Genomic DNA, 23,956 nt, shown 5'->3' with positions numbered 1-23,956 from the left:
TTTATGGATTATCTGCAGTTGCTGGACGTGCTGATTCACGTCGACAAATATCTCGGTTTCTTGATTGAGCAGTACGGCCCGCTGATCTATGCGGTGCTCTTCCTCATCGTGTTCTGCGAGACCGGCCTGGTGGTGTTGCCTTTCCTGCCAGGAGATTCGCTGCTGTTCATCGCCGGCACCTTCTGCGCCACCGGCGCCATGAACATCTGGCTGCTGATGTTCTTGCTGGTGGTGGCGGCCATTACCGGCAACACCCTCAATTACTGGATCGGCTCGCTGGTCGGGCACAAGGTCTATACCCATAACTACCGCTGGCTCAATCCCGACGCGCTGCGCAAGACGCACGCGTTCTACGAGAAGCACGGCGGCAAGACCATCGTCATCGCGCGTTTTACGCCCATTGTGCGCACCTTCGCCCCATTCATCGCGGGTGTCTCGGGCATGAGCTTTGCCCGCTTTCAGTTCTTCAACGTGATCGGCGCCTTGCTGTGGGTCGTTGGTCTGGTGGTGCTGGGGTATCTTTTCGGCAACATTCCGATGGTCCAGCAAAACCTCAATACCCTGGTCATCATCGGCATCATCGGCGCCATCATTCCGATCATCGCCGGTGCCGGGTGGCAGCTCTATCGCAAGCTGCGTGGCAAGCGCAAGGTACATAGCGCCTGAGTTAGCCGCGTGTTCTCGCATGGGCCACGCAGACAGGCCGATGATGATGATGCCGCCAGGCATTTAAATGATCGCCATGCCGTTGCGAGCGGACGATGGCGGCGGCAGGGCACCTCTTGTCCCTGATCCCGGGTTTTGCATTTATTTCAATCTTTCCTTGCCGGCTTTGTAAAACTAAGCAAGTATGGTTGCTTGCCAGTGCAAGGATCTGAAGCGGGACGGTAATTGAAAAGATTACTTTCTTCGCTTTGCCACACGCCAGAATTCCATCAGTCTCTTCAAGACCTCGATGGGCGCTGGGTCGACGACGCCGGGGAAGCGTCGGGTGACTCGGTGAGCACAGGATAGTCGGCACAGCTTCGACGCACGGCAATTCAGCAGTCTGCATTTCATTGGCGCTTTTGAGGGGGATCGTCATGAATGAAACTCGCGTTCCTTTTCGCGTGTCGCACGCGTCACGTCCATCATCTACATCATCCACACCATCGCGACGTCCGCCATTACGGCGCGCATCACGCTTGCTGTCGCTGGAACAGCGCATCATGTTCGACGCCGCTGCGGTCGCCGTCGCCGTCGATGCCGCGCATGACAGTGAAGCGCATGATGCGGCCCATGTCGCCGAAGCGGCAGCGGCGCATCTGGTGCGGGTGGCCGACCCGGGCGTCAACGACGGCAAGAAAGAAGTGGTGTTCGTCGATACCTCGCTGGTCAATGTCCAGGTGCTGGAAGCCGGGGTCCGGGCCGGGGTGGCCATCGTCGAATTCGACGGCAGCGCCGATGGCCTGGCGCAGATCGCGCAATGGGCGCAGGCAAACACCGGCTATGACGCCATCCACATCTTCTCGCACGGCGCCGAGGGCATGCTCAACCTCGGCACCCTGGTGCTGGACGAGATGGCGCTGGCATCGGCGTCGGTCAAGGCGCAACTGGCCGACATCGGCCATGCCTTGAATGCCGGCGGGGATCTGTTGCTGTACGGCTGCGACATCGCCGCCGGCGACGACGGGCAATTGTTCGTCAACGACATCGCACGGCTGACCGGCGCCGATGTGGCCGCATCGACCGATGCCACCGGTGCCGCCGGCCTGGGGGCCAATTGGGTGCTGGAGTCGCACACAGGAGACATCCAGGTGCGTGCCCTGGAGGTCGATGGCTACAGTGGTGTGTTGGGGGTTGCCACGATTACTGTCGCAGATGTGGGGAGCGGGGCGACAAAATCGTTTACCAAGAATATCGACGGCGTTTTATTCAACTTCGTTTCGACATCGAATGGTTCCTACATCGCTTTCTACAATCGCACGGTTCCAGGCATCTACAGCACTGATCTAAGTTCTTTCGATACCGGGAAGATCGTTATGTCCATCAATGGGACATTCGATTTAAACGGATTGATCATCTATGCATATGGTTCCGGCAGTTCCACCCTTACGGGGACATTCGCGGATGGGAGCACGGTAACGCGTACCTATAACTTCAGGCCCAGTAGCTACATCTCCATTTCTGAGGCCGATTCCGTGTTCAACGATGTCGTAAAGTTCGAGTTCAGTGGGCTCAACGTCGTCTACCAGAATTTTTCCGTCAGCGATATCAAACTTTTCCCTGTCGTCACCGACAGCCAGATTTCGATTACCTCTACCGGCACCGGCATCGGTGGCGTCTACAAGATCGGCGACACGGTCAGCGCGCGGTGGAACAACGGCAGCAGTGGCAACAACAACAGCGGCATCGTGGCCGCGACCTTCGACTTCAGCCAGTTCGGCGGCAGCGCCAGCGTGGCGGGCACCCGTTCCGGTGGCATCTGGAGCGCCAGCTATACCATCACCGCCGGCAACATCGATGCGGTCAACCGCAATGTCTCGGTGCGTGCGTCCAACGGTAGTGTGGTCACCACCGGCACCGACAGCAGCAACCTGAGCGTCGACAATATCGCCCCCACCGTCACCACTGGCCAGATATCGATTGCCGGCGCCACCGGCGCCGGTGGCGCCTACAAGATCGGCGATGTGGTCACCGTGAGATGGAACGACACGGCTGCGGGCGACAACAACAGCGATGTGATCATCAATGTCAGGGTGGACTTCAGCCAGTTCGGCGGCAGCGCCAACGTGGCGGCCACCAATGCCGGTGGCTTATGGAGCGCCAGCTACACCATCGTGGCGGGAACCATCGATGCGCTCAATCGCAGCGCGTCGGTGACGGCCATGGACAATGCGGGCAATATCACGATGAGGACATCGGGCCCGGTCTGGGTGGATAACATCATTCCTACCGTCGTCATTACCAGCAACGCCAGTCGTCTGGCCGCCAACGAGACCGCCACCATCACCTTCAATTTCAGCGAGGATCCCGGTTCATCCTTTACGTGGAACGGCGCCAGCGGTGATGTGGTGGTAACCGGCGGCATGCTGTCGGCCCTGGTCGGCAGCGGCCTGAGCCGTACCGCCATCTTCACGCCGACCACAGGCATGAACAACGGCATCGGCAGCATCACCGTGGCCGCTGGCAGCTATCTCGATATCCCGGGCAATGCCAGCGGCGCTGCCGTCACCTTTCTGCTGCCCTATGACACGCTGGCGCCGAACGCGCCGTCGGCACCGGTGATGAGCAGCGCTTCCGATACGGGTGTGTCCAATAGCGACGCGATCACCCGCAACATCACGCCTACCTTCACCGGAACGGCCGAGGCCGGCTCCACGGTGATTCTCTACGGCACCAACGGCGTCACCGTGCTGGGGTCGACCGTGGCCAACGGCAGCGGCAACTGGTCCATCACGACCGCGGTGCTCAGTGAAGGGCGGCATGTCCTGCAGGCCGCGGCGGTCGATGCGGCAGGCAATGTCAGCCCGCGCTCGGCCGCGCTGGTGGTGGTTATCGACACGACAGCGCCGGGTCTGTCCATTGCCAGCAACGTGGCCACGCTGAGGGCCGGCCAGAGCGCGACCATCACCTTCACCTTCAGCGAAGACCCGGGCAACACCTTTACGCTGGGGGATGTGGCCGTCAGCGGCGGCACGCTGTCGGCCCTCAGCGGAACCGGCCTGGTCCGCACGGCCAGCTTTACGCCCACGGCCAATACCAACGGCGGCAGCGCCAGCATCTCCGTGGCCGCCGGCAGCTATACCGATGCGGCCGGCAATGGCGGAGGCGCCGGCATCATGCCCACGCTGAGCTTCGATACGCTGGCGCCGAATGCGCCTTCGGCGCCGGTGATGGACAGCGCCTCGGACACGGGCGTGTCCAACAACGACGGCATTACCCGCATCACCACGCCGACCATCTCCGGCACGGCCGAAGCCGGTTCCATCGTGACGCTCTATGACAGCGATGGCGTCACGGTGCTGGGTTCGACGGTCGCGACAGGGGGCAACTGGTCGGTGACCTCGACGACGTTGAGCGAGGGCGTGCATACCATCACCGCGCGCGCCGCCGACAGCGCCGGCAACATTGGCGCCCGCTCGGCCGGGCTTGGCGTGACCATCGATGTCACGGCGCCGACGGTGCTCGTCACCAGCAACCTCGACGCCGTCAAGAGCGGCGAGACGGCCACCATTACTTTTACCTTCAGCGAAGATCCGGGCAGCACCTTCATGCTGAGCGATGTGGTGATCAGTGGCGGCACGCTGTCGGCCATCAGCGGTACGGGATTGATGCGGTCGGCGCTCTTTACGCCCACCGCCGATGTCAACGGCGGTGTGGCCAGCATTTCGGTCGCTGCCGGCAGCTACACCGATGCCGCCGGCAATAGCGGTGGCGCCGGTGCCGCGCAGACGCTTGCCATCGATACGCTGGCGCCGAATGCGCCCTCTCAGCCGGTCATGAGCAGCGTGTCCGACACCGGGGTTTCCGATAGCGACGCCATCACCCGCAATACCACCCCCACCTTTACCGGCACCGCAGATGCGGGGGCCACGGTCATCCTCTACGACACCATCGGCGGCGCCGGCAACATCGTGCTGGGCTCGGTGGTTGCCAACGGCAGCGGCAACTGGTCGATCACGGCAGCGCCGCTCGGCGAAGGCACGCATGTCCTGCAGGCCGCCGCTGTCGATGCGGCCGGCAATGTCAGTCCGCGCTCGGCGGGGCTGGTGGTCGCCATCGATACGACAGCGCCGGGCGTGAGCATCGCCAGCAACGTCGGCAGCCTCAGGATTGGCACGACTGCCATCATCACCTTCACCTTCAGCGAAGACCCGGGCAATACCTTCGCGCTGGCGGACGTGGTGGTCAGCGGCGGTACGCTGTCGGCCATCACGGGCGCGGGCCTGGTCCGGTCGGCGATCTTCACGCCCACCGCCGGCACCAACAGCGGCACGGCCAGCATCACCATTGCCGCCGGCAGTTATACCGACGTGGCGGGTAACAGCGGCGCCGCGGGTGCCACACCCACGCTCAGCTTCGATACACTGGCGCCGAATGCGCCGTCGGCGCCCGTGATGGACAGCGCATCGGACACCGGCGTGTCCGGCAGCGACGGCATTACCCGCATCACCACGCCACGCTTTACCGGCACGGCCGAAGCCGGCTCTACCGTGACGCTCTATGACAGCGATGGCGTCACGGTATTGGGTTCGACCGTGGCGACAGGGGGCAACTGGTCGTTGATCACCTCGGTGTTGAGCGAGGGCATGCATACCATCACCGCGCGCGCCACCGACGGTGCCGGCAATATTGGCGCTCGGTCGGCCGGCCTGGGCGTGGCCATCGACACGACGGCGCCGACGGTACTCATCACCAGCAGCGTCGGCAGTCTCAAGAGCGGCGAGACGGCCACCATCACCTTTACCTTCAGCGAAGACCCGGGCAGCACCTTCACACAGGCTGATGTGGCAGTCAGCGGCGGCGCGCTGTCGGCCATCACCGGCAGCGGCCTGACACGGTCGGCGATCTTCACGCCGACCGATCATGTGGGGGGCGGCACGGCCAGCATCACGGTTGCGGCCGGCAGCTATACCGATGTGGCGGGTAACAGCGGGGGCGCAGGTGCCGCCCCCGCGTTGAGCTTCAATACGCTGGTTCCCGATGCGCCGTCGGTGCCGGTGATGAGCAGCGCATCGGACACCGGCGTATTCAACAACGACGGCATTACCCGCAACACGACGCCGACGTTCACCGGCACGGCCGAGGCGGGCACGACCGTCAGGCTCTATGACAGCGATGGCGTCACCCTGCTGGGAACGGCGGTGACCACTGGCGGCGCCTGGTCCATCACCACCTCCGTCCTGGCCGAAGGCGGCCATGCCCTGCACGCGATCGCCACGGACGGCGCGGGCAATGTCAGCGGCCTGTCGGTGAAGGCCAACATCGTCATCGATACCACATCGCCGACGATGATCATCACCAGCAACGTCGGCAGCCTCAAGAGCGGCGAGACGGCGACCATCACCTTTACCTTCAGTGAAGACCCGGGCAGCACCTTCACGCAGGCTGATGTGGCAGTCGGCGGTGGCACGCTGACGGCCATCACCGGTACCGGCCTGACCCGGTCGGCGATCTTCACGCCGACCGACCATGTAGGAGGCGGCACGGCCAGCATCACGGTGGCGGCCGGCAGCTATACCGATGCGGCGGGTAACAGCGGGGGCGCAGGTGTTGCCCCCACGTTGAGCTTCAATACGCTGGTTCCCGATGCACCTTCAGTGCCGGTGATGAGCAGCGCATCGGACACCGGCGTATTCAACAACGACGGCATTACCCGCAACACGACGCCGACGTTCACCGGCACGGCCGAGGCCGGCACGACCGTCAGGCTCTATGACAGCGATGGCGTCACCCTGCTGGGAGCGGCGGTGGCCACTAGCGGCACCTGGTCCATCACCACCACAGCCCTGGCCGAAGGCGGCCATGCCCTGCATGCGACCGCCACGGACGGCGCGGGCAATGTGAGCGGCCTGTCGGTGAAGGCCAACATCGTCATCGATACCACGTCGCCGACGGTGCTGATCACCAGCAGTGCCGGCAGCCTCAAGATTGGCGGCACCGCCACCATCACCTTTACCTTCAGCGAAGACCCGGGCAGCAGTTTCGCCCTGGGCGATGTGACCGTCACGGGCGGTACGCTGTCAGCCATTTCCGGCGCGGGACTGACCCGCACGGCGGTCTTTACACCGACGGCCAACATCAACGGCGGCACGGCCGGCATCACGGTCACTGCTGGCAGTTATACCGATGCCGCAGGCAATAGCGGGGGAGCCGGCAGCGCGCCCGCACTGACCTACGATACCCTGGCGCCCAATGCACCATCGATCCCGGCCATCAGCGGTCCGGGCAATCTCACCAATAGCACGATGCCGACCTTCACCGGCGCCGCCGAGGCCGGCGCCACGGTGACGCTTTACGATACGGATGGCGTCACCGTGCTGGGCAGCGCTGTGGCCGTCGGCGGCACCTGGTCGATCACCGCCACCGCGCTGGCTGAAGGTGCGCATGCCATCACCGCGCGCGCAACCGATAGTGCCGGCAACACCGGTGCCGCATCGCCCAGCCTGGCGCTGACCATCGACACGACGCCCCCCACCCTGGCCATCAGCAGCAACATCGACAAGCTGGTCATTGGCACCACCGCCACCATCACCTTTACTTTCAGCGAAGACCCGGGCAGCAGTTTCACCCTGAGCGATGTGACGCTCACGGGGGGGACGTTGTCAGCCATTGCCGGCTCGGGACTGACCCGCACTGCGATCTTTACGCCGACGGCAGGGATCAACAATGGCACGGCCAGCATCGTCGTCGCCGCCGGCAGCTATACCGATGCAGCAGGCAATGGCGGTGGCGGGGCCGCCTCGCCCCTGCTCGGTATCGATACATTGGCGCCGGATGCGCCATCGGCGCTGACGCTGGTCGGCGGCATCGACAACATGACCAACAGCACCACGCCCACCATCAGAGGCATGGCCACGCCAGGCAGCCAGGTCACCATCACGCTCTATGGCAGCAACGGCATCACCGTCCTCGGCACCACGACGACGGCCAACGGCACCTGGTCGATCATGACCTCGGCCATGACCGAAGGAACGCATACCCTGCATGCCTTGAGTACCGACACCTCGGGCAATACCAGCAGTGTATCCAGCGGCTTGACCATTACCATCGACATCACGCCGCCGACGCTGGTCATCACCAGCAATGTCGCGACCCTCAATAGCGGCGCGACGGCCACGATTACCTTCACCTTCAGCGAAGACCCGGGCAGTACGTTCGGCTGGAATGGAAGCACTGGTGATGTGGTGGTGACAGGCGGTACGCTGTCGGCCATTACCGGCAGCGGCCTGCTCCGCACGGCGATCTTCACGCCCACCGCTGGCACCAACAGCGGCACGGCCACCATCACGGTCGCCGCCGGCAGTTATGCCGATCTGGTGGGAAACAGCGGCGGCGCGGGCGCCACGCCGAGCATCAGCTTCGATACGCTGGCGCCCAACGCGCCATCGGCGCCGGTGATGGACAGCGCCTCCGACACGGGCGTGTCCAGCAGCGATGGCATTACCCGCATCACCACGCCAAGCTTTACCGGCACGGCTGAAGCCGGTACGACCGTGACGCTTTATGACACCGATGGCATTACGGTGCTGGGTTCGGCCGTGGCGACAGGAGGCAACTGGTCGGTGACCACCTCGGTGTTGAGCGAGGGACTGCATATCATCACCGCGCGCGCCACCGACAGCGCCGGCAACCTGGGCGCCCGCTCGGCCGGCCTGGGCGTGACCATCGACAGCACGGCGCCGACGGTGGTCATCACCAGCAACGTCGACAGCCTCAAGAGCGGCGAGACCGCGACCATCACTTTTACCTTCAGCGAAGACCCGGGCAGCACCTTCACGCAGGCTAATGTGACGGTCAGCGGTGGTACGCTGTCTTCCATTGTCGGCACCGGCCAAGTCCGCACAGCGGTCTTCACGCCGATCGCCAATGCCAACAGCGGTAGCGCCAGCATCACCGTGGCCGCCGCCAGTTATACCGATGTCGCGGGCAATAGCGGCGGGGCGGGCGCTGCGCTTTCGCTCACCTACGATACGCTGGCGCCGAGCGCACCTTCTGAACCGGTCATGACCAGTGCTTCGGACACCGGTTTCTCCAACAACGATGCCATCACCCGCAACCCTGCGCCGACCTTTACCGGGACCGCCGAGGCGGGTTCCACGGTGACGCTGTACGGCTCCAATGGGGTGGTGGTGCTGGGATCGGGCGTGGCCGATGGTAGCGGGCAATGGTCCATTACGGTGACGGCGCTGGTCGAAGGATTGCACGAGATCGATGCCTCCGCCACCGATAGCGCCGGCAACGTCAGCAACCGTTCTGCTTCGCTGAGTGTGACGGTCATCACCACGGCGCCGACCCAGACGGTGAACGATGTGAGCTTCTCGTCGCCTGGCGGCATGCTGGCCGGGACGCTGGTGACTGCCAGCACGGCCCACACCATCGCCGGGACCTTGAGTGCGCCGCTGGGCGTCGGACAGTGGGTGCAGGTGTCGCTGGACGACGGATCCACCTGGACCCGCGCCGATACCGTCATCGGCGGCATGGCGTGGATGATCGACGGCACGTTCGATACGGCAGGATCAACGGTCAGGATCGAAGTCATGGACGCTGCCGGCAATACCGGGGTGACCTGGTCGCTGCCCTACATGCTGGACACCACGCCGCCGTTGGTGAGCTCGGTCACGGTGCCGCCGGATGGCACTTATTCGCTGGGTCAGGTTCTGGAATTTACGGTCCACTTTTCCGAGGTCGTGATCGTCAATGGCAGTGCCGGCATTGCTTCCATCGCATTGGCGCTCGATGTCGGCGGCACCGTGCAGGCCGGCTATGTGTCGGGTTCCGGTACGGACAGCCTGCTGTTTCGCTATGTGGTGTCCAATGACGTGCGCGACCTGACCGGAGTAACGGTGGTGGGCATGGTGGCCAACGGCGGGGCGCTGAGGGATACCGCAGGCAACGATGCGATATTGAACCTCAATGGCATGGGCAGCACGGCAGCGGTCAATGTGGATGGTCTCAACCCACACGTGCTCAATGTCGATATCGCCAATGGCAGCGGCGCCTACGGGGCCGGCGCCACGCTCATCATCGTCGTCACCTTTGATCGCCCGGTCGTGGTCGATACCTTCGGCGGGACGCCTGCCTTCTTGCTCAACAGCGGTGGCATGGCCATCTACAGCGGTGGCAATGGCACCTCGACCCTGGTGTTTTCCTATCTGGTGGCGTCCGGCCAGAATGCCGCCGGACTCGATCTGGGCAACGCGATGGCCCTCAATGGCGGCGTCATCGTCGATGCAGCAGGCCTGCAGGTCAACGCCGAGTTGGCATTGAGTGCGGTGTTGAGCACGCATGCCAATATCGTGATCGACACCATCCCACCGGCCACGCCCATCATCGATCGCGTCGACACCAGCGGCCCGCAGCCGGTGTTTGGCGGGACGGCAGCAGTGGATAACGGCGAAGGACTGACGGTCACGGTAGGCGGCGCGACGTACCACGTGGGCGTGGCAGCCAACGGCAACTGGACCCTGGACCTGGCCGCTGCCACCCCCATCAGCGGCGGCTTGGCGCTGGTCCCGGGCGCCAGCTACCTGGTCAATGTCGTGCTCACCGATCCGGCCGGCAACAGCAGCAGCGCCAGCGTCACGCTGCAGGTGTCGGCCGCGCCGCCGTCGGTGCTCAGGCCGGCGTTGAGTCGGGCGCTGGCATTCATGTCGTCGCCGTCGCTGTCGTGGCGCATGTCGGGCATCGATATCGCCGGCGGCAGCGGCAGCGAGCCTGCGGAGTCCGTGTCGCCGTTCGCGTTGCCCGAATGGAGTCGCGACCTGTTCATCCAGGACGACGTCGCGGCCGAGCAGGATGGGGCCAGCGAGCTGACGGACCCTACCGCGCTGGGCACCCTGACGCTGGGTGGCGGCTTTGCCGTGACGGTGTCGGGACAGGCCGGGCCGGGCGCCGGACCCGTCATCGCTCAGGGTATCCGCGACCAGACATTGGCCGCGACCAGCTATACCGAGTTCTTCGTGCCCAGGGATGCCTTTGCCCACGGTGACCAGCGTGCCGGCGTCTATCTGACGGCGACCCGGGAGGATGGCAAGCCCTTGCCCTACTGGGTGAGCTTCAACCCGGCCACCGGCAAGTTCATCGTCGACGCCAAGGCCTGCTTGAGCGCCGATGTCACCGTCAAGGTGGTGGCGCACGACAATCGCGGCAAGGCGGTGGCCACGCAGTTCCACATCCGCGTGGGCGAGTCCGGCGCCGGTGCAAGTGCGGGTGGCGATGGCAGCGGTGGCGGGGCGGCCGCCGAGAGCGTCGGCTGCATTGCCCTGTCGGAGCAGATCCGCCTGGCCGCACAGCCGCAACGGGATGGCCTGGATCAATATCTTGCCAGGCTGGTGGCTGCCTTGCCGATGCAAGAGGCCTGAGGTATCAGAAACCCGCCTCGCGGCGGATGACCGCCAGTGCGCCACGCAGGTAGCGCCAGGCCGGCACGGCCCACTGGCCGTCCAATACGACCGTGCCGCGCCACGCGTGTTGCCTGGCCGAGTCGCGCACATCGCCCGCCGTCAGCGTGACGCGGTAGACCGGGCGCTCGGGATAGATCTGGCCGTTCTTTTCACGGGCGATGATGGTGCCGCCGAACAGACTCGCCAGTTCCGGTTCGCGCAGGATGCGGCTGGCGTCGCGGTCGATGCCGGTCACCTCCAGCGTGGCCGAAGGGCCTTCGGGCGCGTCGGCGTGAAAGCGCGCCTTGTCGCCGATCCTGACCTGGCCGATCTGGTCCTCGTCGAGATAGGTCACCACGGCCAGACCCTGGTCCGATACCAGTCGCGCCAGCGGTTCCTGGCGCGACAGCCACACGCCCGCTCGCAGGTCTGGCGACAGGTCGCGCAACACGCCGGCAAAGGGCGCCACCGGCGCATAGCGCACCGCATCGGCTTGGATGGCGGCGATCTCGGCTTGCACCGCGCCCAACTGTTCCTGTGCCACTTGCCACTGTGCGCGCTGTTCCGGATCGAAGGGCGCCGAGCTGATCTGCCATTGCAATCTGCGCTCGCGCGCCCTGGCTGCGCGCAGACGGCCTTCCAACTCTGCCGACGATAGTGTCAGCAAGAGGGTACCGGCCGCGACATGCTGGCCCTCGGTCACCGGCATGGCGCTTACCTGCGCGCCTGGCGGCGCATACAGCACCAGTTGCATGGCCGGTCGCAGCAAGGCCGAGGTGCTGATGCGGGCCGGCCAGGGCACCACCAGCGACAGCGCCAGCAGCAGGGCGATGGCAGCGCTGACGCGGGTACGGCGGCTATGCCGTATGGCAGGCCACAGCGTTTGCCAGGCCTTGAGCTCCTGTGAAAACGGGCGCAGCACAAACCAGCCGATTTCAATAATGAACAGGAAGATGCCGACGGCCTTGATGAAGAACGCGTACACCAGTGCGGCGATGCCGAGGAACACGGTGAGCCGGTAGATCCATGTCGCATAGGCGAACAGGATCAGGCCGATGCGGCGCGGCCGCGGGAAATGTTCCGGCGCTGCCTGGCCCAGCGCGAACAGGCGTTCGCGCAGGTCCCAGCGCGCCAGTGCGAAGGCGCGCGCGTGCAGGTTCGGTATCTGCAGCCAATCCGACAGAAGGAAGTAGCCGTCAAAGCGCATGAACGGACTGGCGTTGATGAGCAGTGTGGCCATCAGCGTGGTCGTCGCCAGCAGGAACGCCAGCGACTTCAAGGTACCTTCAGGCAGTAGCGCCCAGGCCAGCGTCGACCATGCCGCCACCGCCAGTTCGGTCAGCACGCCGGCGCCGACCACCGCCAGGCGTTGACGGTGGTCGGTCAGCTTCCAGACTTCGTTGGTGTCGGTATAGGCCACCGGCCACAGCACCAGGAAAGCCACCCCCATGGTCGGCACCCGGCAGCCAAAGCGTTTGGCGGTCATCGCGTGCCCCAACTCGTGCAGCACCTTGACCGCAGTCAGGGCAATGCCGTAGCTGAGCACTCCGCGCCAGGAGATGGTATCGACCAGCGTGGCCGAAAACGCGTCCCACTGGCGGAAAATCTCGATCGTGCCCCAGCCCAATGCCGCCAGCGTCAGGCCCAGGAACAGCCGCGAATGAAACAGCGACAGGCGCGGCGTCCAGCGCGCCAGCCAGGCGTCGGGCCGCACCAGCGACACCCGGAAAAACAGGTAGTTGTGCAGCAGGCGATGGCCCCAGCTGCCGCGCCGTTGCCGCAGGCGATCGGCATAGTCGGCGCTGGCGCCGGCCGGTGGTCGCAGCAACTGGTTCTCGCGCAGGAACAGCAGCGCTTGTTCGACATCGTCCTGCCCGAGCTGCAAGGTGGTGTCACGGCCGACCGCATCGGCCACGGCGCCGGCTTCGCCCAGAGGCCAGCGGCGCAGCATCTCGAAGGTCGGCCAGTCGATCTGGAAGAACTGGTTGCGCACCGGGTCGTGCAGGGTGTGGCTGGGCTGGCCGTCGGCCAGCATCGGCCCGGCCAGCAGCGCCAGTTCTTCACGCAGGGCGGGCAGCGGCATCTTCATAGGCCGACATGCTCGCGGATCACGGCCAGTGGCCGGCGCAGCATCCAATACACCAGCGGCACCCAGGGGCCGGACAATTTGGCGGTCCCCTTGAGCCCGATCCGCCATTCGGAGCGCGCCGCCAATCGTGCACGCACACGATAGGCATAGCTGCCATCGGGACGCGGCACGGCGTCGTGCGCCACATAGCGCAGCCAGGCCTGCACCGCCGACAGTGGCGAGGATGCCAGGTACAGCTTGACCTCGGCCTCGTCGGCCAGCGGGATGGCGTCGCCCATGGGCAGCCAGGCTTCGACCTCTACTTCGCCGGGCGTGGCGATGCGCATGATGCGCTCGCCGGTCTGCACCGGTTTGCCGATCCATTCGCTGGGGTCGTCGAAGAGCGCGATGCCGGCCTGCGGCGCGACCACGCGCGAGCGTTGGAACTGGTCCTGGGCGAAATCGGCCTCGGCCTGCTTTTCTTCGATTTTGCCGCCGAGGTTGGCCAATTGCATCTTGGATTTGGGGTCTGACAAGGCTTGCTGGGCATACTGGCGATATTCGGCCTGGGCCGTGGCCAGGCCCTGGGTGGCGATCTCCAGGCGCGTCGCGATCGGTGCCTCGTCGAAGTTGAAGAGCGGCTGGCCTGCCTTGACCGCCTCATTGGGCTGCACCTGGAACTGCGCGATGATGCCGTCGAGCGGCGCCCGGATGAGTGCCGGGTTGGCCGGCACCAGTTCGCCCGGCGCCAGCACCGATAACCGCACCGGGCACAGCAGCGCGAGTACCACCAGGGCGGCCGCCAGCAGGCGCCGCTGGCGCCACCAGGGTTTGGCCGGATCGGGCATCGATACCTGCTTGAGCGCATGCCCCAGGCGCCGCCAGGACCAGGGCGATGCGCTCGTCTGCTGGCGCGTCCAGGCGTAGTGCCAGGTGTCGCCCCATTCCTTGAACAGGGCGATTCTTTCCTCGTCCCATGGCGTATCGGCCGCCAGCAGCAGGCCGCCGCCGTCAAAGGGCAGCCACAGGCCATAGGGCGGCAGCCATTGCGACCATTGCCCGGCCAGTACCGGCGGCAGGGTGTACGGCCCGACCGCCAGCGCCTGTGGCTGACTACCGGCCAGACAGCGGCAGACCTGGTCCAGCCATAGCGCATAAGGCGCATTGGCCTCGGGCTCGACCACGCCGGACAGGGTGTCCACGCCACGGTCGGCCAGCCACAGGGCGGCCTGGCGATAGGGGGCCAATGCATGACTGTCGTTGACCATCAGGAAATTCAATTCCGCCCTGCTGCGCGCGACCCGGGCGCGACGGCCCAGGTCCAGCAGCACCAGCAATGGATGCCGACCCGGTGCGGCAGCGGTCGCCTGTTCGCTCATGGCGGTGCGATCAGCACCTTGCCGCTCATGCCCGCCATCAATTCATCGAACTGGCCGTCGATGGCGGCGGTCAGCTTGATCGATTGGCTGACCGGATCGACGCGGGCGCCGATGCGCAGGATCCTGGCCGGATACTGCTTGCCGGTCTCGTCGATGGCGACCTGCAGCTTCTGGTTTGGCTTGAGCCAGATCAGCCATTTGCTGGGCACGATGAAGTCCAGTTCCAGCAGCGAGTCGTCGAGGATATCGAGCAGCGCCTGGCCGGGCTGCACATATTGTTGTTCGCGGGCACGCTGTTCGGCCACGCGGCCATTGAACGGTGCGATGAGCCGGCATTTGTCCAGCGAGATGTTCATGTAGGACACATCGGCGCGCGCCTTGTTGGCTTCGGCCTGCGACACCTCCAGCTCCAGCTTGCTGATCGAGTTCAGTTCGGCCAGCCGCCGGTTGGCGTTATAGGTCTGGTCGGCGCCGGCCAGCGCTGCCTTGACCTTTTGCAACTGGGCCTGCTGCAACGAGCAGTCAAACAGGATCAGCGCCTGGCCGGCATGAAAGCGTGCGCCTTCGGCCACCTCGATGCGATTGATCTTGGCGCCGACTTCCGCCGCCAGCGTGGTGTAGCGGCGCGGCGCCAGTTGCGCGCGAATGTCCTGCTTTTCTATCGCCGAACGCGGCGTCGCCGGCGCCGCCACCGGCGACGCGGGGGCAGCAGGTTGCGCCAGTCCCAGCGTGCAGGGCGCAAGCGCCAGCAGGCTCGCCGAAAGCCGGCGCCGGCAGCCGAGAGGCAATCCAGGCATGGTATTCCTTATGGTCTATTTACCCAGCTGCGCTTATTGCTGCAGGCCGTCTGCGACCTGCCGGGTGAGTTCATCGAGCGAGAGTTCATCCACGCTGCCGATCTCGGGTTCCATGCCCAGCGTGGCCTGCAGCTTGCCGCGCATGTTCTGCACCTGCGCCATGGACTGGTAGCGACGCAGCATGCTGACGATGGCCGCCGCGTTGTTGGAGACCAGTTCCAGCCGGCTCTGCGTTTGCACCAGTTCGCGGTTGCGGCTGTGCTCGGCGATCTTTTCGTCGGCATGCCAGATTTCGTCCGAGCGCAGATATTGGCGATAGGCGGTCTCGTATTGCATGCGCGAGAGATAGACCTGGGTCAGCACGGTCATCAGGGTGGCGATGCGGCGCTGGTCGGCCAGCTTCACGCCGGCTTCGGCCAGTTTTTTCTGCGAGGGCGCGGCCAGCAGGTTGAAGATGTTGTACGAGAGCTGCAGGCCGGTCTCGTTCCAGGTGTTGTTGATCATGTAGCGATCGCTGTCGTGGCGGATGCCGGTATTGAAGGACAGGTTGGGAAACAGCTTCAACATCGCGCGCTTGGTTTCCTCCACCGCAATCCGGCTGTTGTATTGCTGCTCGCGGATGTCGGCGTTATGCGTCATGGCCATTTCTTCCATCTGCTGCATGGGCATGCCCAATAGCGGGGTGGAGAGACGTTCGTCCGGCTCCACCACCCGGAAATGCATGCCCGGCGGTGCATTGATCAACTGCGCCAGTTCCAGTCGGCCGGCAGCCAGGTCTTGCTCGATGGTTTCGAGCAGGCGCAGGTTTTCCAGCAACTGGCGCTGGTAGCGCAAGGCGTCGATGGGCGAGCGCACGCGTTCGGATTCGGCGCGGCGCGCATCCTCCAGGGCGCTTTCGGCATTGATGATCGTCTGGGTCACCTGTTCGCTCAGCTTCTGGTTGCTGGCGGTGCGCCAGAAGGCAGTGACCACGTCTTGCAACAGCAGGTGCATGGCCTTGCGGCGGCGTTCGGTGGCGATCAGCACCCGATCGGCCTGCTGTTTGGCGGCGATGTAGCTCAGGCCGAAATCGAGCAGGTTCCAGGTCAGGCCGAGGTCGGAGGTAGTATGCGCGCGGTCGGAGGACACATAGGGATGCGCCAGCGATGGCTGGCCGGTGACCGAATCGACGCTGCTGGTGATGAGATCCTTGTTGCGACGGCTATAACCGGCTTGCGCCATGAAACGCGGCAGCATGTCCCAGGTGGCGGTGTCGAGCTGGTCGAAGGCCAGTGCTTCTTCGAGCATCTTGACGCGGCGCTCGAGGTTGTACTTGAGCGCGCGTGCGATGGCTTGCTCCATCGTCAGCGGCGCGCTGATGGGTGGCACGTCCTGCTGCGCGGTGGCGCGGTCAGTTGCCGTGAGCGCCTTCAGTTCGGCTTCGGAATAGGGTTGCACACTGACTGCGCCACAACCCGCCAGCACCAGCGCCGAGAGCAGCATGGCCACGGCGCCCGTAGGCTTGAGTCGACGCAGGATGACAGACGAGCAGGAACACGAACGAAGACCGTTCAACCGCATAGCTTCCATTACTAAACCTTTGTGTAGATTAGTCGATGTGAAACCGCGGGGTAATTGATGATGATGGATGTCTTACGCGCCCCCGCACGTAGAGCCGGAGGGGTGATCCTCCGCCATGGGACGAGTCTAATGAAACCGTGCAGATGTCGATCTGCAAAGGAGACGCGGTTTTGAGGCTTAGTTTTGCTCTTTCGGCAATAGGCCACCGGCGCTCGCAGCGGGCACCGGTGGCAAGAGGCGTCAGGTCAGCTTGTTCTTGGCCAGCGGTGGATTCTTGGCAAAGTACTTGCGAATCCCGGTGAGGATGGCATCGGCCAACTGGTCCTGATAACGCTCGTCGGTCAGCTTGGCTTCTTCTTCCGGGTTCGAGATGAACGCGGTCTCGATCAGGATACTGGGGATGTCCGGCGCCTTCAGCACGGCAAAGCCGGCCTGTTCCACTGCACCCTTGTGCAAGCGGTTGATGCCGCCGATTTCCTTCAGGACCGCATTGCCGACCCGCAGGCTGTCGTTGATCTGGGCCGTGGTCGAGAGGTCGAGCAGGACGCTGGCGAGCTGGCGGTCGTGGGTCTTGATGTTGACGCCGCCAATCAGGTCGGCCGAGTTTTCCTTGTTGGCCAGCCAACGGGCGGCGGTGGAGCTGGCGCCCTTTTCGGACAGGGCGAACACCGACGAGCCGCGCGCGGTGGGCTGCACGAAGGCGTCGGCGTGGATCGATACGAACAGGTCGGCCTGCACCTTGCGCGCCTTGACCACGCGCATGCCCAGCGGGACGAAGAAGTCGGCGTCACGGGTGAGCATGACGCGCATGTTGGGGTATTGCTCGATCTTGCGCTTGAGCCGCTTGGCAATCGACAGCACCACGTCTTTCTCGCGATTGCCGCGGGCGCCGGTGGCGCCCGGGTCTTCGCCGCCGTGGCCGGGGTCGAGGGCGATGGTGATCATGCGGTTAAGCTGCATGCGCGGCTCTTCCTGGACCACCTTCGGGTTCTTCTCGGCCCGTTCCTCGGCCGGCGGCTTGGCCTCGGCCAGCGGTGCCGGGTCAGGCTTGACCGGCGCCTGCGCCTGGGCCGGCTCGCGCGGGGTGTCCTTGAGCCAGTCGCCCTTCTGGATCAGCGCGGCGATCGGGTCTGCCGGATTGGACGGATACAGGTCGATCACGAAGCGGTACTTGTATTCGCCCACCGGGGCCAGCGTGAACACCTGCGGCTTGATCTCGTCCTTCAGGTCGAACACCAGGCGCACCACGCTGGGCCGGTTCTGGCCCACGCGCACCTGCTTGATGTACGGGTCGTTGGGCTGGATCTTGGCCACCAGGTCCTTCAGGGTGCTGTTGAGATCGATGCCTTCGATGTCGACCACCAGGCGCTCCGGGTCCTTGACCACGAAGTGAGTGACCTTGAGGTTGCTGTCGTTCTCGAGCGTGACGCGGGTGTAGTCGTCGGACGGCCAGACCCGCACCGCCAGGATCTGCGAGGCGCAGGCAGGCAATGGGGTTACCACGGAGACGAACAGGACACCGCCGGCTTTGAGAACAGTGCGGCGGCTTTTGGACTTTACAGATTCGGAGCGAATTTCAGTCGAGCGAGGCATTCAAGACCCTTGTCGGACAACGCGCATAATTCTACATCACGGCCGTGGGCTGCGAGTACCAGGGTGAGCTTTATGTCCGGTGCAGGCAACACTGGGTCACCTTTTTCCGGCCATTCGATGACACAGATGGTGTTTTCGTTGAAATGTTCACGAAACCCCGCATCCAGGAACTCTTCCGGGCTGGCCATCCGGTAGAGATCGAAGTGGATGACTGTTACCATGCGCTCTGCCAGCTTGACCTCATAGGGCTCGGCCAGCGTATAGGTAGGGCTCTTGACCCGCCCCTGGTAACCGGCTGCATGCAGCAGCGCGCGGGTGAAAGTGGTCTTGCCGGCGCCCAGGTCGCCGTGCAGGTACAGCACCAGGCCCGGCGTCAATGCCTGGGCCAGGTCTGCGCCCAGGCGCACGGTGGCGGCTTCGTCGGGCAGATGAAGTTGGCGGCGCTGCATGTTCTAACCTTTGTCCCTACTGACGGATGTTTTTCGTTTCATGACCGATCTTGCTGCACTCGCCGTCGACATCAAAGCCTGGGGCCAGGAGCTCGGGTTTGCCGAGTTGCGCATTGCCGATGTCGACCTGTCGCATCGCGAGGCCGGCTTCCAGGCTTGGCTCGACCGCGGCTATCACGGCGAGATGGATTATATGGCAAGCCATGGCATGAAGCGCGCCCGCCCGGCCGAACTGGTGCCGGGCACGATACGGGTGATCACCGCACGCATGCCCTACCTGCCGGCGGCCAGCGGCGACGACTGGCGCGAACGCGAAAGCGCGCGCAGCGCCGATGCGCAGATGGCGCAGGTGTCGCTCTATGCGCGGGGGCGCGATTATCACAAGGTATTGCGGGCGCGCCTGCAGCAACTGGCCAGCCGCATCGAAGAGCGCACCGGCCCCTTTGGCTACCGCGTCTTTACCGATTCGGCGCCGGTGATGGAGGTCGCCCTGGCCGAAAAGGCGGGCCTGGGATGGCGCGGCAAGCACACCCTGCTGTTGCATCGCGAGGCCGGCTCGATGTTCTTCCTGGGTGAAATCCTGACCGACCTGCCGTTGCCGGTCGACACACCCATGACGCCGCGCTGCGGACAATGCACGGCCTGCATCGATGTCTGCCCGACCCAGGCCATCGTGGCGCCCTACGAGTTGGATGCCCGGCGCTGCATCTCGTACCTCACCATCGAACTCAAGGGCAGTATCCCGGCCGACCTGCGGCCGTTGATCGGCAACCGCATCTACGGCTGCGACGACTGCCAGTTGTATTGCCCCTGGAACAAGTTTGCCCAGCGCAGCACGCTGCCCGACTTCGATGCCCGCCACGGGCTCGACAGCGCCAGCCTGCTGGAGCTGTTTGCCTGGAGCGAAGAGCAGTTCCTGAAGAACACCGAGGGCAGCGCGATCCGGCGCATCGGCCATGAGCGCTGGTTGCGCAACCTGGCGGTGGGCCTGGGCAATGCGGCCGATGACCCGCAGCATCGCGGCAGCGCGCCGATCCTGGCGGCCTTGCAGGAGGCCAGCTCACATCCGTCGGAAATGGTGCGGGAGCACGTGGCATGGGCGCTGGCCCGCCACCAGGACTGAAAAACGCTTATTTGAGCAGCCGCGCCAGCTCGACGGCGGTCTTCACGTTCATCTTGTCGAAGATATGCGCCCGGTGCACTTCGACCGTGCGCATGCTGATGCCCAGCTCGTCGGCGATCACCTTGTTCATCTTGCCGGCCAGGATCAGGTCGAGCACCTCGCGTTCGCGCGCCGACAATGCCGCCAGGCGCGATTGCACGGCGGCGTCTTCACCGGCCTGGCGCGAGCTTTCCAGCGCTTGCAGCACGCGGTCCATCAACTGGTTGTCGTTGAACGGCTTCTCGAAGAAGTCGAAGGCGCCGTTCTTGAGCATGTCGACCGCCATCGGCACGTCGCCATGGCCGGTCAGGAAGATCACCGGCCGCCGCCGCGTCAGCGCCCGCGCCGCCAATTGGTTGAACAGCGCCACGCCGCTCATGTCGGGCATGCGCACATCGAGCAGGATGCATTCGCCATCGGTGTCGAAGGCTGCCGCATGGTCCAGTGCCGACAGCAGCGCCTGGGCGCTGTCGTAGCTGATGGCGGCGATGTTGCGGGAGCGCGCCAGCCAGGTCAGCGAATCGCGGATGATTTCTTCGTCGTCGACTATGTGCAGCATCGAATGGGGGGCTGGCAAACGCGTGACGCGTGGAGTTGAGGGGCTTATGCGGTCGCTGCGCCCAGGGCAGGCAGCGAAAACCGGAAGATTGTACCGCCTGCCGGGTTGTCGGTGTAGGTCAGCGTGCCGCCGTGGAATTCGATGGTGGTGCGGCAGATGTTGAGGCCCATCCCCATGCCCTCGGCCTTGGTCGAGAAGAACGGCGAAAACAGCCTTGCCGCGACGTCTTCGGCAATTCCGTGGCCCTGGTCGATGACCGACACCAGCACCGCCTCGTTGCCCGGCTGGCTGCGGTCGACCTCGGCCACGATGCGCAGGATGCGCCGCTCAGGCGCGCTGGCCGTCATCGCCTGGATGCCGTTGCGCGTCAGGTTGAGTATCACCTGTTCCAGCAGCACGGCGTCGCCCAGCACATCGGGCAGCGGCACCGGCACCTGGGTCTGCAGCACCACGAAGAATTGCTGCGCCTGCAGTTCAATCAGTGGCGTGACGTTATCGATGAGCTGCTTGATCTGCAGCGGCGAACGGGCCGGCTCGCGCTTGCGCACGAACTGGTGGACGCTGCGGATCACATGCCCGGCGCGTTGCGCCTGGGCGTGGATCTTTTCCAGCGCCGGCGTGAGCGCGGCCGGCTCCAGGCTGCCTTGCTTGACCATGTTGAGGGCGCCGGTGGCATAGCTGGAGATGGCGCCCAGCGGCTGGTTCAGTTCGTGCGCCAGGGTTGAGGCGATCTCGCCCATGCTGGCCAGGCGGGCGCTGGCTTGCAGTTTTTCTTCCTGGGTCCGGTTCAGGTCTTCGGCGCGCTTGCGTTCGGAGATGTCCAGGATCGAGCCCATCCAGCCGGTCTGCTTGCCGTTCTGGTCCACCAGCGGGGCCTCGAAGATCAGCACCGGAAAGCGTTCGCCATTGCTGCGCTGGAAGATGGTTTCGAACTGCGGCGTGATGCGCCCGGCCAGCACGTTGGAAAACCGCTCCTGGTATTCGTCGATGGCCTCCGGCGCCCAGTAGGGCATGGGCGGGATCTTGCCCACCAGCTGCTCGGCGGCGATGCCCACCATCTTGCAGAAGGCCGGGTTGACGTAAGTGATGCGGCCCTGCAGGTCGCGCGCGCGCATGCCGGTGATGAGCGAGTTTTCCATGGCCGCCCGGAACGCGGCTTCTTTCCAGAGCGCGCCCTCGGCCTGGGTGCGGCGGTTGATGTCGCGCCACAGGGCCCACAGGCTCCACAGCAGTCCCAGCGACAGCACGATCACCGAGCCCACCAGCAGGTTCGGCAACAGCTTTGGGGCGCTCTTGGTGCTGTTGGTATGCAGCACCAGCGTCAGCCCCGGCAACTCCAGTTCGCGGCGGTGGGTGTAGACGTTCAGGCCCGGCCCGCCGGAGGTGCGGCGGGCGATCACGCTGTCGTCGGTGTCGGTGAGCGAGATCTCATTGTCCTGGGCAAACCACCAAGGCACCATTTCATTGAGGATGCGCACCACCGCGTAGCTGGCCACCAGGCTGCCCACGTAATGGTTATCGCGAAACATCGGCACGTGGTAATCCATCAGCGTCGGCTCGGCGATGCCGGGCGGCACCGCCGGCGGGCTGTAGAGCGGGCGACGCATCTGGCGGGCGCGCTGCTCGGTCATGCGCGACGGTTCCGAGAGATCGCTGCGGCTGATCGGGAAGTCGTCGCTGGACGCCACCGGTTTACCCTCGACATTAAGCCATGTGACCCGATAGAATTCGCGGTTGTTGCGCAGCAGGGCATTGATCCGGGCGCGGAACTGGTCCTGGTGCAGGTGGTTGTTGACGATCTCGCGGCCGATGATGCGCATGCTTTCATCGTCGCGGCTGAGCTGGAAACGGATCGCCTGCTCCACCCATAGCGAATCGGCGATCAACTGTTCCAGGCGTTCGCTGGCTTCCATCTGCTGCGCCTGGCGCGGCAACCAGATCAGCGTCAGCAAAAACAGCAGCACCAGCAGGAAAGGGATCAGCCAGCGCATGGTGGTCTTGCGGCTGGGGGCGAGCAGCAGCGAGGCGGCGGTGGGCTGGGCGTTGATGGCGGGCGGTTTCATGTCGTCGCCAGTGTAGCGGGGGCCGGCGGCCAGCGCCAGCATGACGCAGCGCAGCATGGGCCTGGCGCAGCGCCCGATGTGGTTATCCACAGTTGCCCGCGATGACGCGGCCTGGGCAGAATCCGCGCAGGTCGCCGAGACGGTTAACACCAATATCATTCGAAGGTCGCAGGGGACACCATGAAGTTTCATTTCCTGGCGCGCGTGATGTCCGCCGTGCTTATCTTCGTCTCTGGCAGCAGGGACACCGGCAGCGCCCAGGCGCAGCAGCCGCCGATCGTCATCAAGTTCAGTCACGTGGTCTCGGCCGACACGCCCAAGGGCAAGGGCGCCGAGCGTTTCAAGGAGCTGGCCGAGCAGGCCACCCGCGGCCGGGTCAGGGTCGAGGTCTATCCCAACAGCACGTTGTACAAGGACAAGGAAGAACTGGAAGCCCTGCAGCTGGGCGCGGTGCAGATGCTGGCGCCGTCGCTGGCCAAGTTCGGCCCGCTGGGGGTGAAGGAGTTCGAGGTGTTCGACTTGCCTTATATCTTCCCCAGCAAGGAAGTGTTGTATCGGGTCACGGAAGGCCCGATCGGTCGCGAGCTGTTCAAGAAGCTGGAGCCCAAGGGCATCACCGGGCTGGCCTATTGGGATAACGGCTTCAAGCTGATGTCGGCCAATCGTCCGCTGCATAATCCCGCCGATTTTCGTGGCCTGAAGATGCGCATCCAGTCCTCCAAGGTGCTCGATGCGCAAATGCGCGCACTCGGGGCCAGCCCGCAGGTGCTGGCCTTTTCTGAGGTCTACCAGGCATTGCAGACCGGGGTGGTCGATGGCACCGAAAACCCGCCCTCCAACCTGTACACGCAAAAGATGCACGAGGTGCAGAAGCACGTGACGCTGTCGGACCACGGCTATCTGGGCTATGCGGTGATCGTCAACAAGAAGTTCTGGGATGGCTTGCCGTCCGATATCCGGCGCGCCCTGGAAGGGGCGATGAAGGAAGCGACCCGCTACGCCAACGCCATCGCCCTGCAAGAAAACGAGGCCGCGCTGGCCGCCGTGCAGAAGACCGGCAAGACCACCATCTACCGTTTGTCGGACCAGCAAAAGGCCGAATGGCGACAGGCGCTGTTGCCGGTGCAGCAGCAGATGGAAAGCCGCATCGGCCGCGATCTGATTGCCGCCGTCAATCGTGAAGCTGCGGCTGTTGCCGCGAAATGATTCGATCGGCGAAAGCGCCAACCGGCGTGGCTT

At 64.6% G+C, this 23,956-nt stretch carries 13 protein-coding genes; 4 read left to right on the top strand and 9 right to left on the bottom strand.

Going from position 1 to position 23,956, the window contains the following annotated elements; translation table 11 throughout:
• Positions 1-3: 3 nt before the first annotated feature.
• On the top strand, positions 4-666 hold the full coding sequence (locus LBW87_RS13640) for a VTT domain-containing protein (RefSeq protein WP_225202035.1): 663 nt from the start codon (positions 4-6) through the stop codon (positions 664-666).
• Position 667: 1 nt separating this feature from the next.
• Here the strand turns inward: LBW87_RS13640 and LBW87_RS13635 are convergent, their stop codons facing one another.
• The gene (locus tag LBW87_RS13635; RefSeq protein WP_225202034.1) at positions 668-1,210 is read right to left on the bottom strand and encodes a hypothetical protein; all 543 of its coding nucleotides are present in this window, start codon (positions 1,208-1,210) and stop codon (positions 668-670) included.
• Between LBW87_RS13635 and LBW87_RS13630 the strand changes: the two genes are divergently transcribed.
• Positions 1,209-11,066 carry an Ig-like domain-containing protein gene (locus tag LBW87_RS13630; RefSeq protein ID WP_225202033.1) on the top strand — a complete coding sequence of 3,286 codons (9,858 nt, stop codon included), beginning with the start codon at positions 1,209-1,211 and terminating at the stop codon, positions 11,064-11,066. The genes LBW87_RS13635 and LBW87_RS13630 overlap by 2 nt on opposite strands.
• Positions 11,067-11,070: 4 nt before the next feature.
• Here the strand turns inward: LBW87_RS13630 and LBW87_RS13625 are convergent, their stop codons facing one another.
• The 6 genes from LBW87_RS13625 to tsaE all read right to left on the bottom strand — a co-directional run bounded on the left by LBW87_RS13625 (position 11,071) and on the right by tsaE (position 18,933).
• The gene (locus LBW87_RS13625) at positions 11,071-13,176 is read right to left on the bottom strand and encodes an HlyD family efflux transporter periplasmic adaptor subunit (protein ID WP_225202032.1); all 2,106 of its coding nucleotides are present in this window, start codon (positions 13,174-13,176) and stop codon (positions 11,071-11,073) included.
• Positions 13,173-14,534, bottom strand: a complete 1,362-nt coding sequence (locus LBW87_RS13620) for an efflux RND transporter periplasmic adaptor subunit (RefSeq protein WP_225202031.1) — start codon at positions 14,532-14,534, stop codon at positions 13,173-13,175. Before LBW87_RS13620 ends, LBW87_RS13625 begins: the two co-directional genes overlap by 4 nt.
• The gene (locus tag LBW87_RS13615) at positions 14,531-15,331 is read right to left on the bottom strand and encodes an efflux RND transporter periplasmic adaptor subunit (RefSeq protein WP_225202030.1); all 801 of its coding nucleotides are present in this window, start codon (positions 15,329-15,331) and stop codon (positions 14,531-14,533) included. The genes LBW87_RS13620 and LBW87_RS13615 overlap by 4 nt, the downstream gene beginning before the upstream one ends.
• Before the next feature lie 33 nt (positions 15,332-15,364).
• A complete protein-coding gene (locus LBW87_RS13610) occupies positions 15,365-16,885 on the bottom strand; it encodes a TolC family protein (RefSeq protein WP_225202029.1) in 1,521 nt (506 codons plus the stop codon).
• Positions 16,886-17,131: 246 nt separating this feature from the next.
• On the bottom strand, positions 17,132-18,484 hold the full coding sequence (locus LBW87_RS13605) for an N-acetylmuramoyl-L-alanine amidase (protein ID WP_225202028.1): 1,353 nt from the start codon (positions 18,482-18,484) through the stop codon (positions 17,132-17,134).
• Positions 18,448-18,933, bottom strand: coding sequence for a tRNA (adenosine(37)-N6)-threonylcarbamoyltransferase complex ATPase subunit type 1 TsaE (gene tsaE, locus LBW87_RS13600; protein ID WP_225202027.1), 486 nt, complete (start codon positions 18,931-18,933; stop codon positions 18,448-18,450). Before tsaE ends, LBW87_RS13605 begins: the two co-directional genes overlap by 37 nt.
• Before the next feature lie 40 nt (positions 18,934-18,973).
• Between tsaE and queG the strand changes: the two genes are divergently transcribed.
• Positions 18,974-20,056 carry a tRNA epoxyqueuosine(34) reductase QueG gene (gene queG / locus LBW87_RS13595; RefSeq protein ID WP_225202026.1) on the top strand — a complete coding sequence of 361 codons (1,083 nt, stop codon included), beginning with the start codon at positions 18,974-18,976 and terminating at the stop codon, positions 20,054-20,056.
• A 7-nt stretch (positions 20,057-20,063) separates the two neighbouring features.
• Here the strand turns inward: queG and LBW87_RS13590 are convergent, their stop codons facing one another.
• Positions 20,064-20,654: a response regulator transcription factor gene (locus tag LBW87_RS13590; RefSeq protein WP_225202025.1), complete on the bottom strand. Its 591-nt coding sequence runs from the start codon at positions 20,652-20,654 to the stop codon at positions 20,064-20,066.
• A 44-nt stretch (positions 20,655-20,698) separates the two neighbouring features.
• Positions 20,699-22,717, bottom strand: coding sequence for a PAS domain-containing sensor histidine kinase (locus LBW87_RS13585; protein ID WP_225202271.1), 2,019 nt, complete (start codon positions 22,715-22,717; stop codon positions 20,699-20,701).
• A 207-nt stretch (positions 22,718-22,924) separates the two neighbouring features.
• Here LBW87_RS13585 and LBW87_RS13580 point away from each other — a divergent pair, with 207 nt between their 5' ends.
• A complete protein-coding gene (locus LBW87_RS13580) occupies positions 22,925-23,923 on the top strand; it encodes a TRAP transporter substrate-binding protein (protein WP_225202270.1) in 999 nt (332 codons plus the stop codon).
• The last annotated feature ends 33 nt before the right edge of the window (positions 23,924-23,956 follow it).

The organism is Herbaspirillum sp. alder98 (assembly GCF_020179755.1).
In the GTDB taxonomy this organism is placed as follows: Bacteria; Pseudomonadota; Gammaproteobacteria; order Burkholderiales; family Burkholderiaceae_D; genus Herbaspirillum.
This window is presented reverse-complemented; position numbering and strand designations above follow the sequence as displayed.

Excerpts from the sequence above, each read along its gene's own strand:
- LBW87_RS13635 (WP_225202034.1), bottom strand. The coding sequence starts at position 1,210 with ATGATGCGCTGTTCCAGCGACAGCAAGCGTGATGCGCGCCGTAATGGC.
- LBW87_RS13605 (WP_225202028.1), bottom strand. The coding sequence starts at position 18,484 with ATGCCTCGCTCGACTGAAATTCGCTCCGAATCTGTAAAGTCCAAAAGC.
- LBW87_RS13585 (WP_225202271.1), bottom strand. The coding sequence starts at position 22,717 with ATGAAACCGCCCGCCATCAACGCCCAGCCCACCGCCGCCTCGCTGCTG.
- LBW87_RS13630 (WP_225202033.1), top strand. The coding sequence starts at position 1,209 with ATGTTCGACGCCGCTGCGGTCGCCGTCGCCGTCGATGCCGCGCATGAC.
- tsaE (WP_225202027.1), bottom strand. The coding sequence starts at position 18,933 with ATGCAGCGCCGCCAACTTCATCTGCCCGACGAAGCCGCCACCGTGCGC.
- LBW87_RS13580 (WP_225202270.1), top strand. The coding sequence starts at position 22,925 with ATGTCCGCCGTGCTTATCTTCGTCTCTGGCAGCAGGGACACCGGCAGC.
- LBW87_RS13615 (WP_225202030.1), bottom strand. The coding sequence starts at position 15,331 with ATGCCTGGATTGCCTCTCGGCTGCCGGCGCCGGCTTTCGGCGAGCCTG.
- queG (WP_225202026.1), top strand. The coding sequence starts at position 18,974 with ATGACCGATCTTGCTGCACTCGCCGTCGACATCAAAGCCTGGGGCCAG.
- LBW87_RS13640 (WP_225202035.1), top strand. The coding sequence starts at position 4 with ATGGATTATCTGCAGTTGCTGGACGTGCTGATTCACGTCGACAAATAT.
- LBW87_RS13625 (WP_225202032.1), bottom strand. The coding sequence starts at position 13,176 with ATGAAGATGCCGCTGCCCGCCCTGCGTGAAGAACTGGCGCTGCTGGCC.
- LBW87_RS13590 (WP_225202025.1), bottom strand. The coding sequence starts at position 20,654 with ATGCTGCACATAGTCGACGACGAAGAAATCATCCGCGATTCGCTGACC.
- LBW87_RS13620 (WP_225202031.1), bottom strand. The coding sequence starts at position 14,534 with ATGAGCGAACAGGCGACCGCTGCCGCACCGGGTCGGCATCCATTGCTG.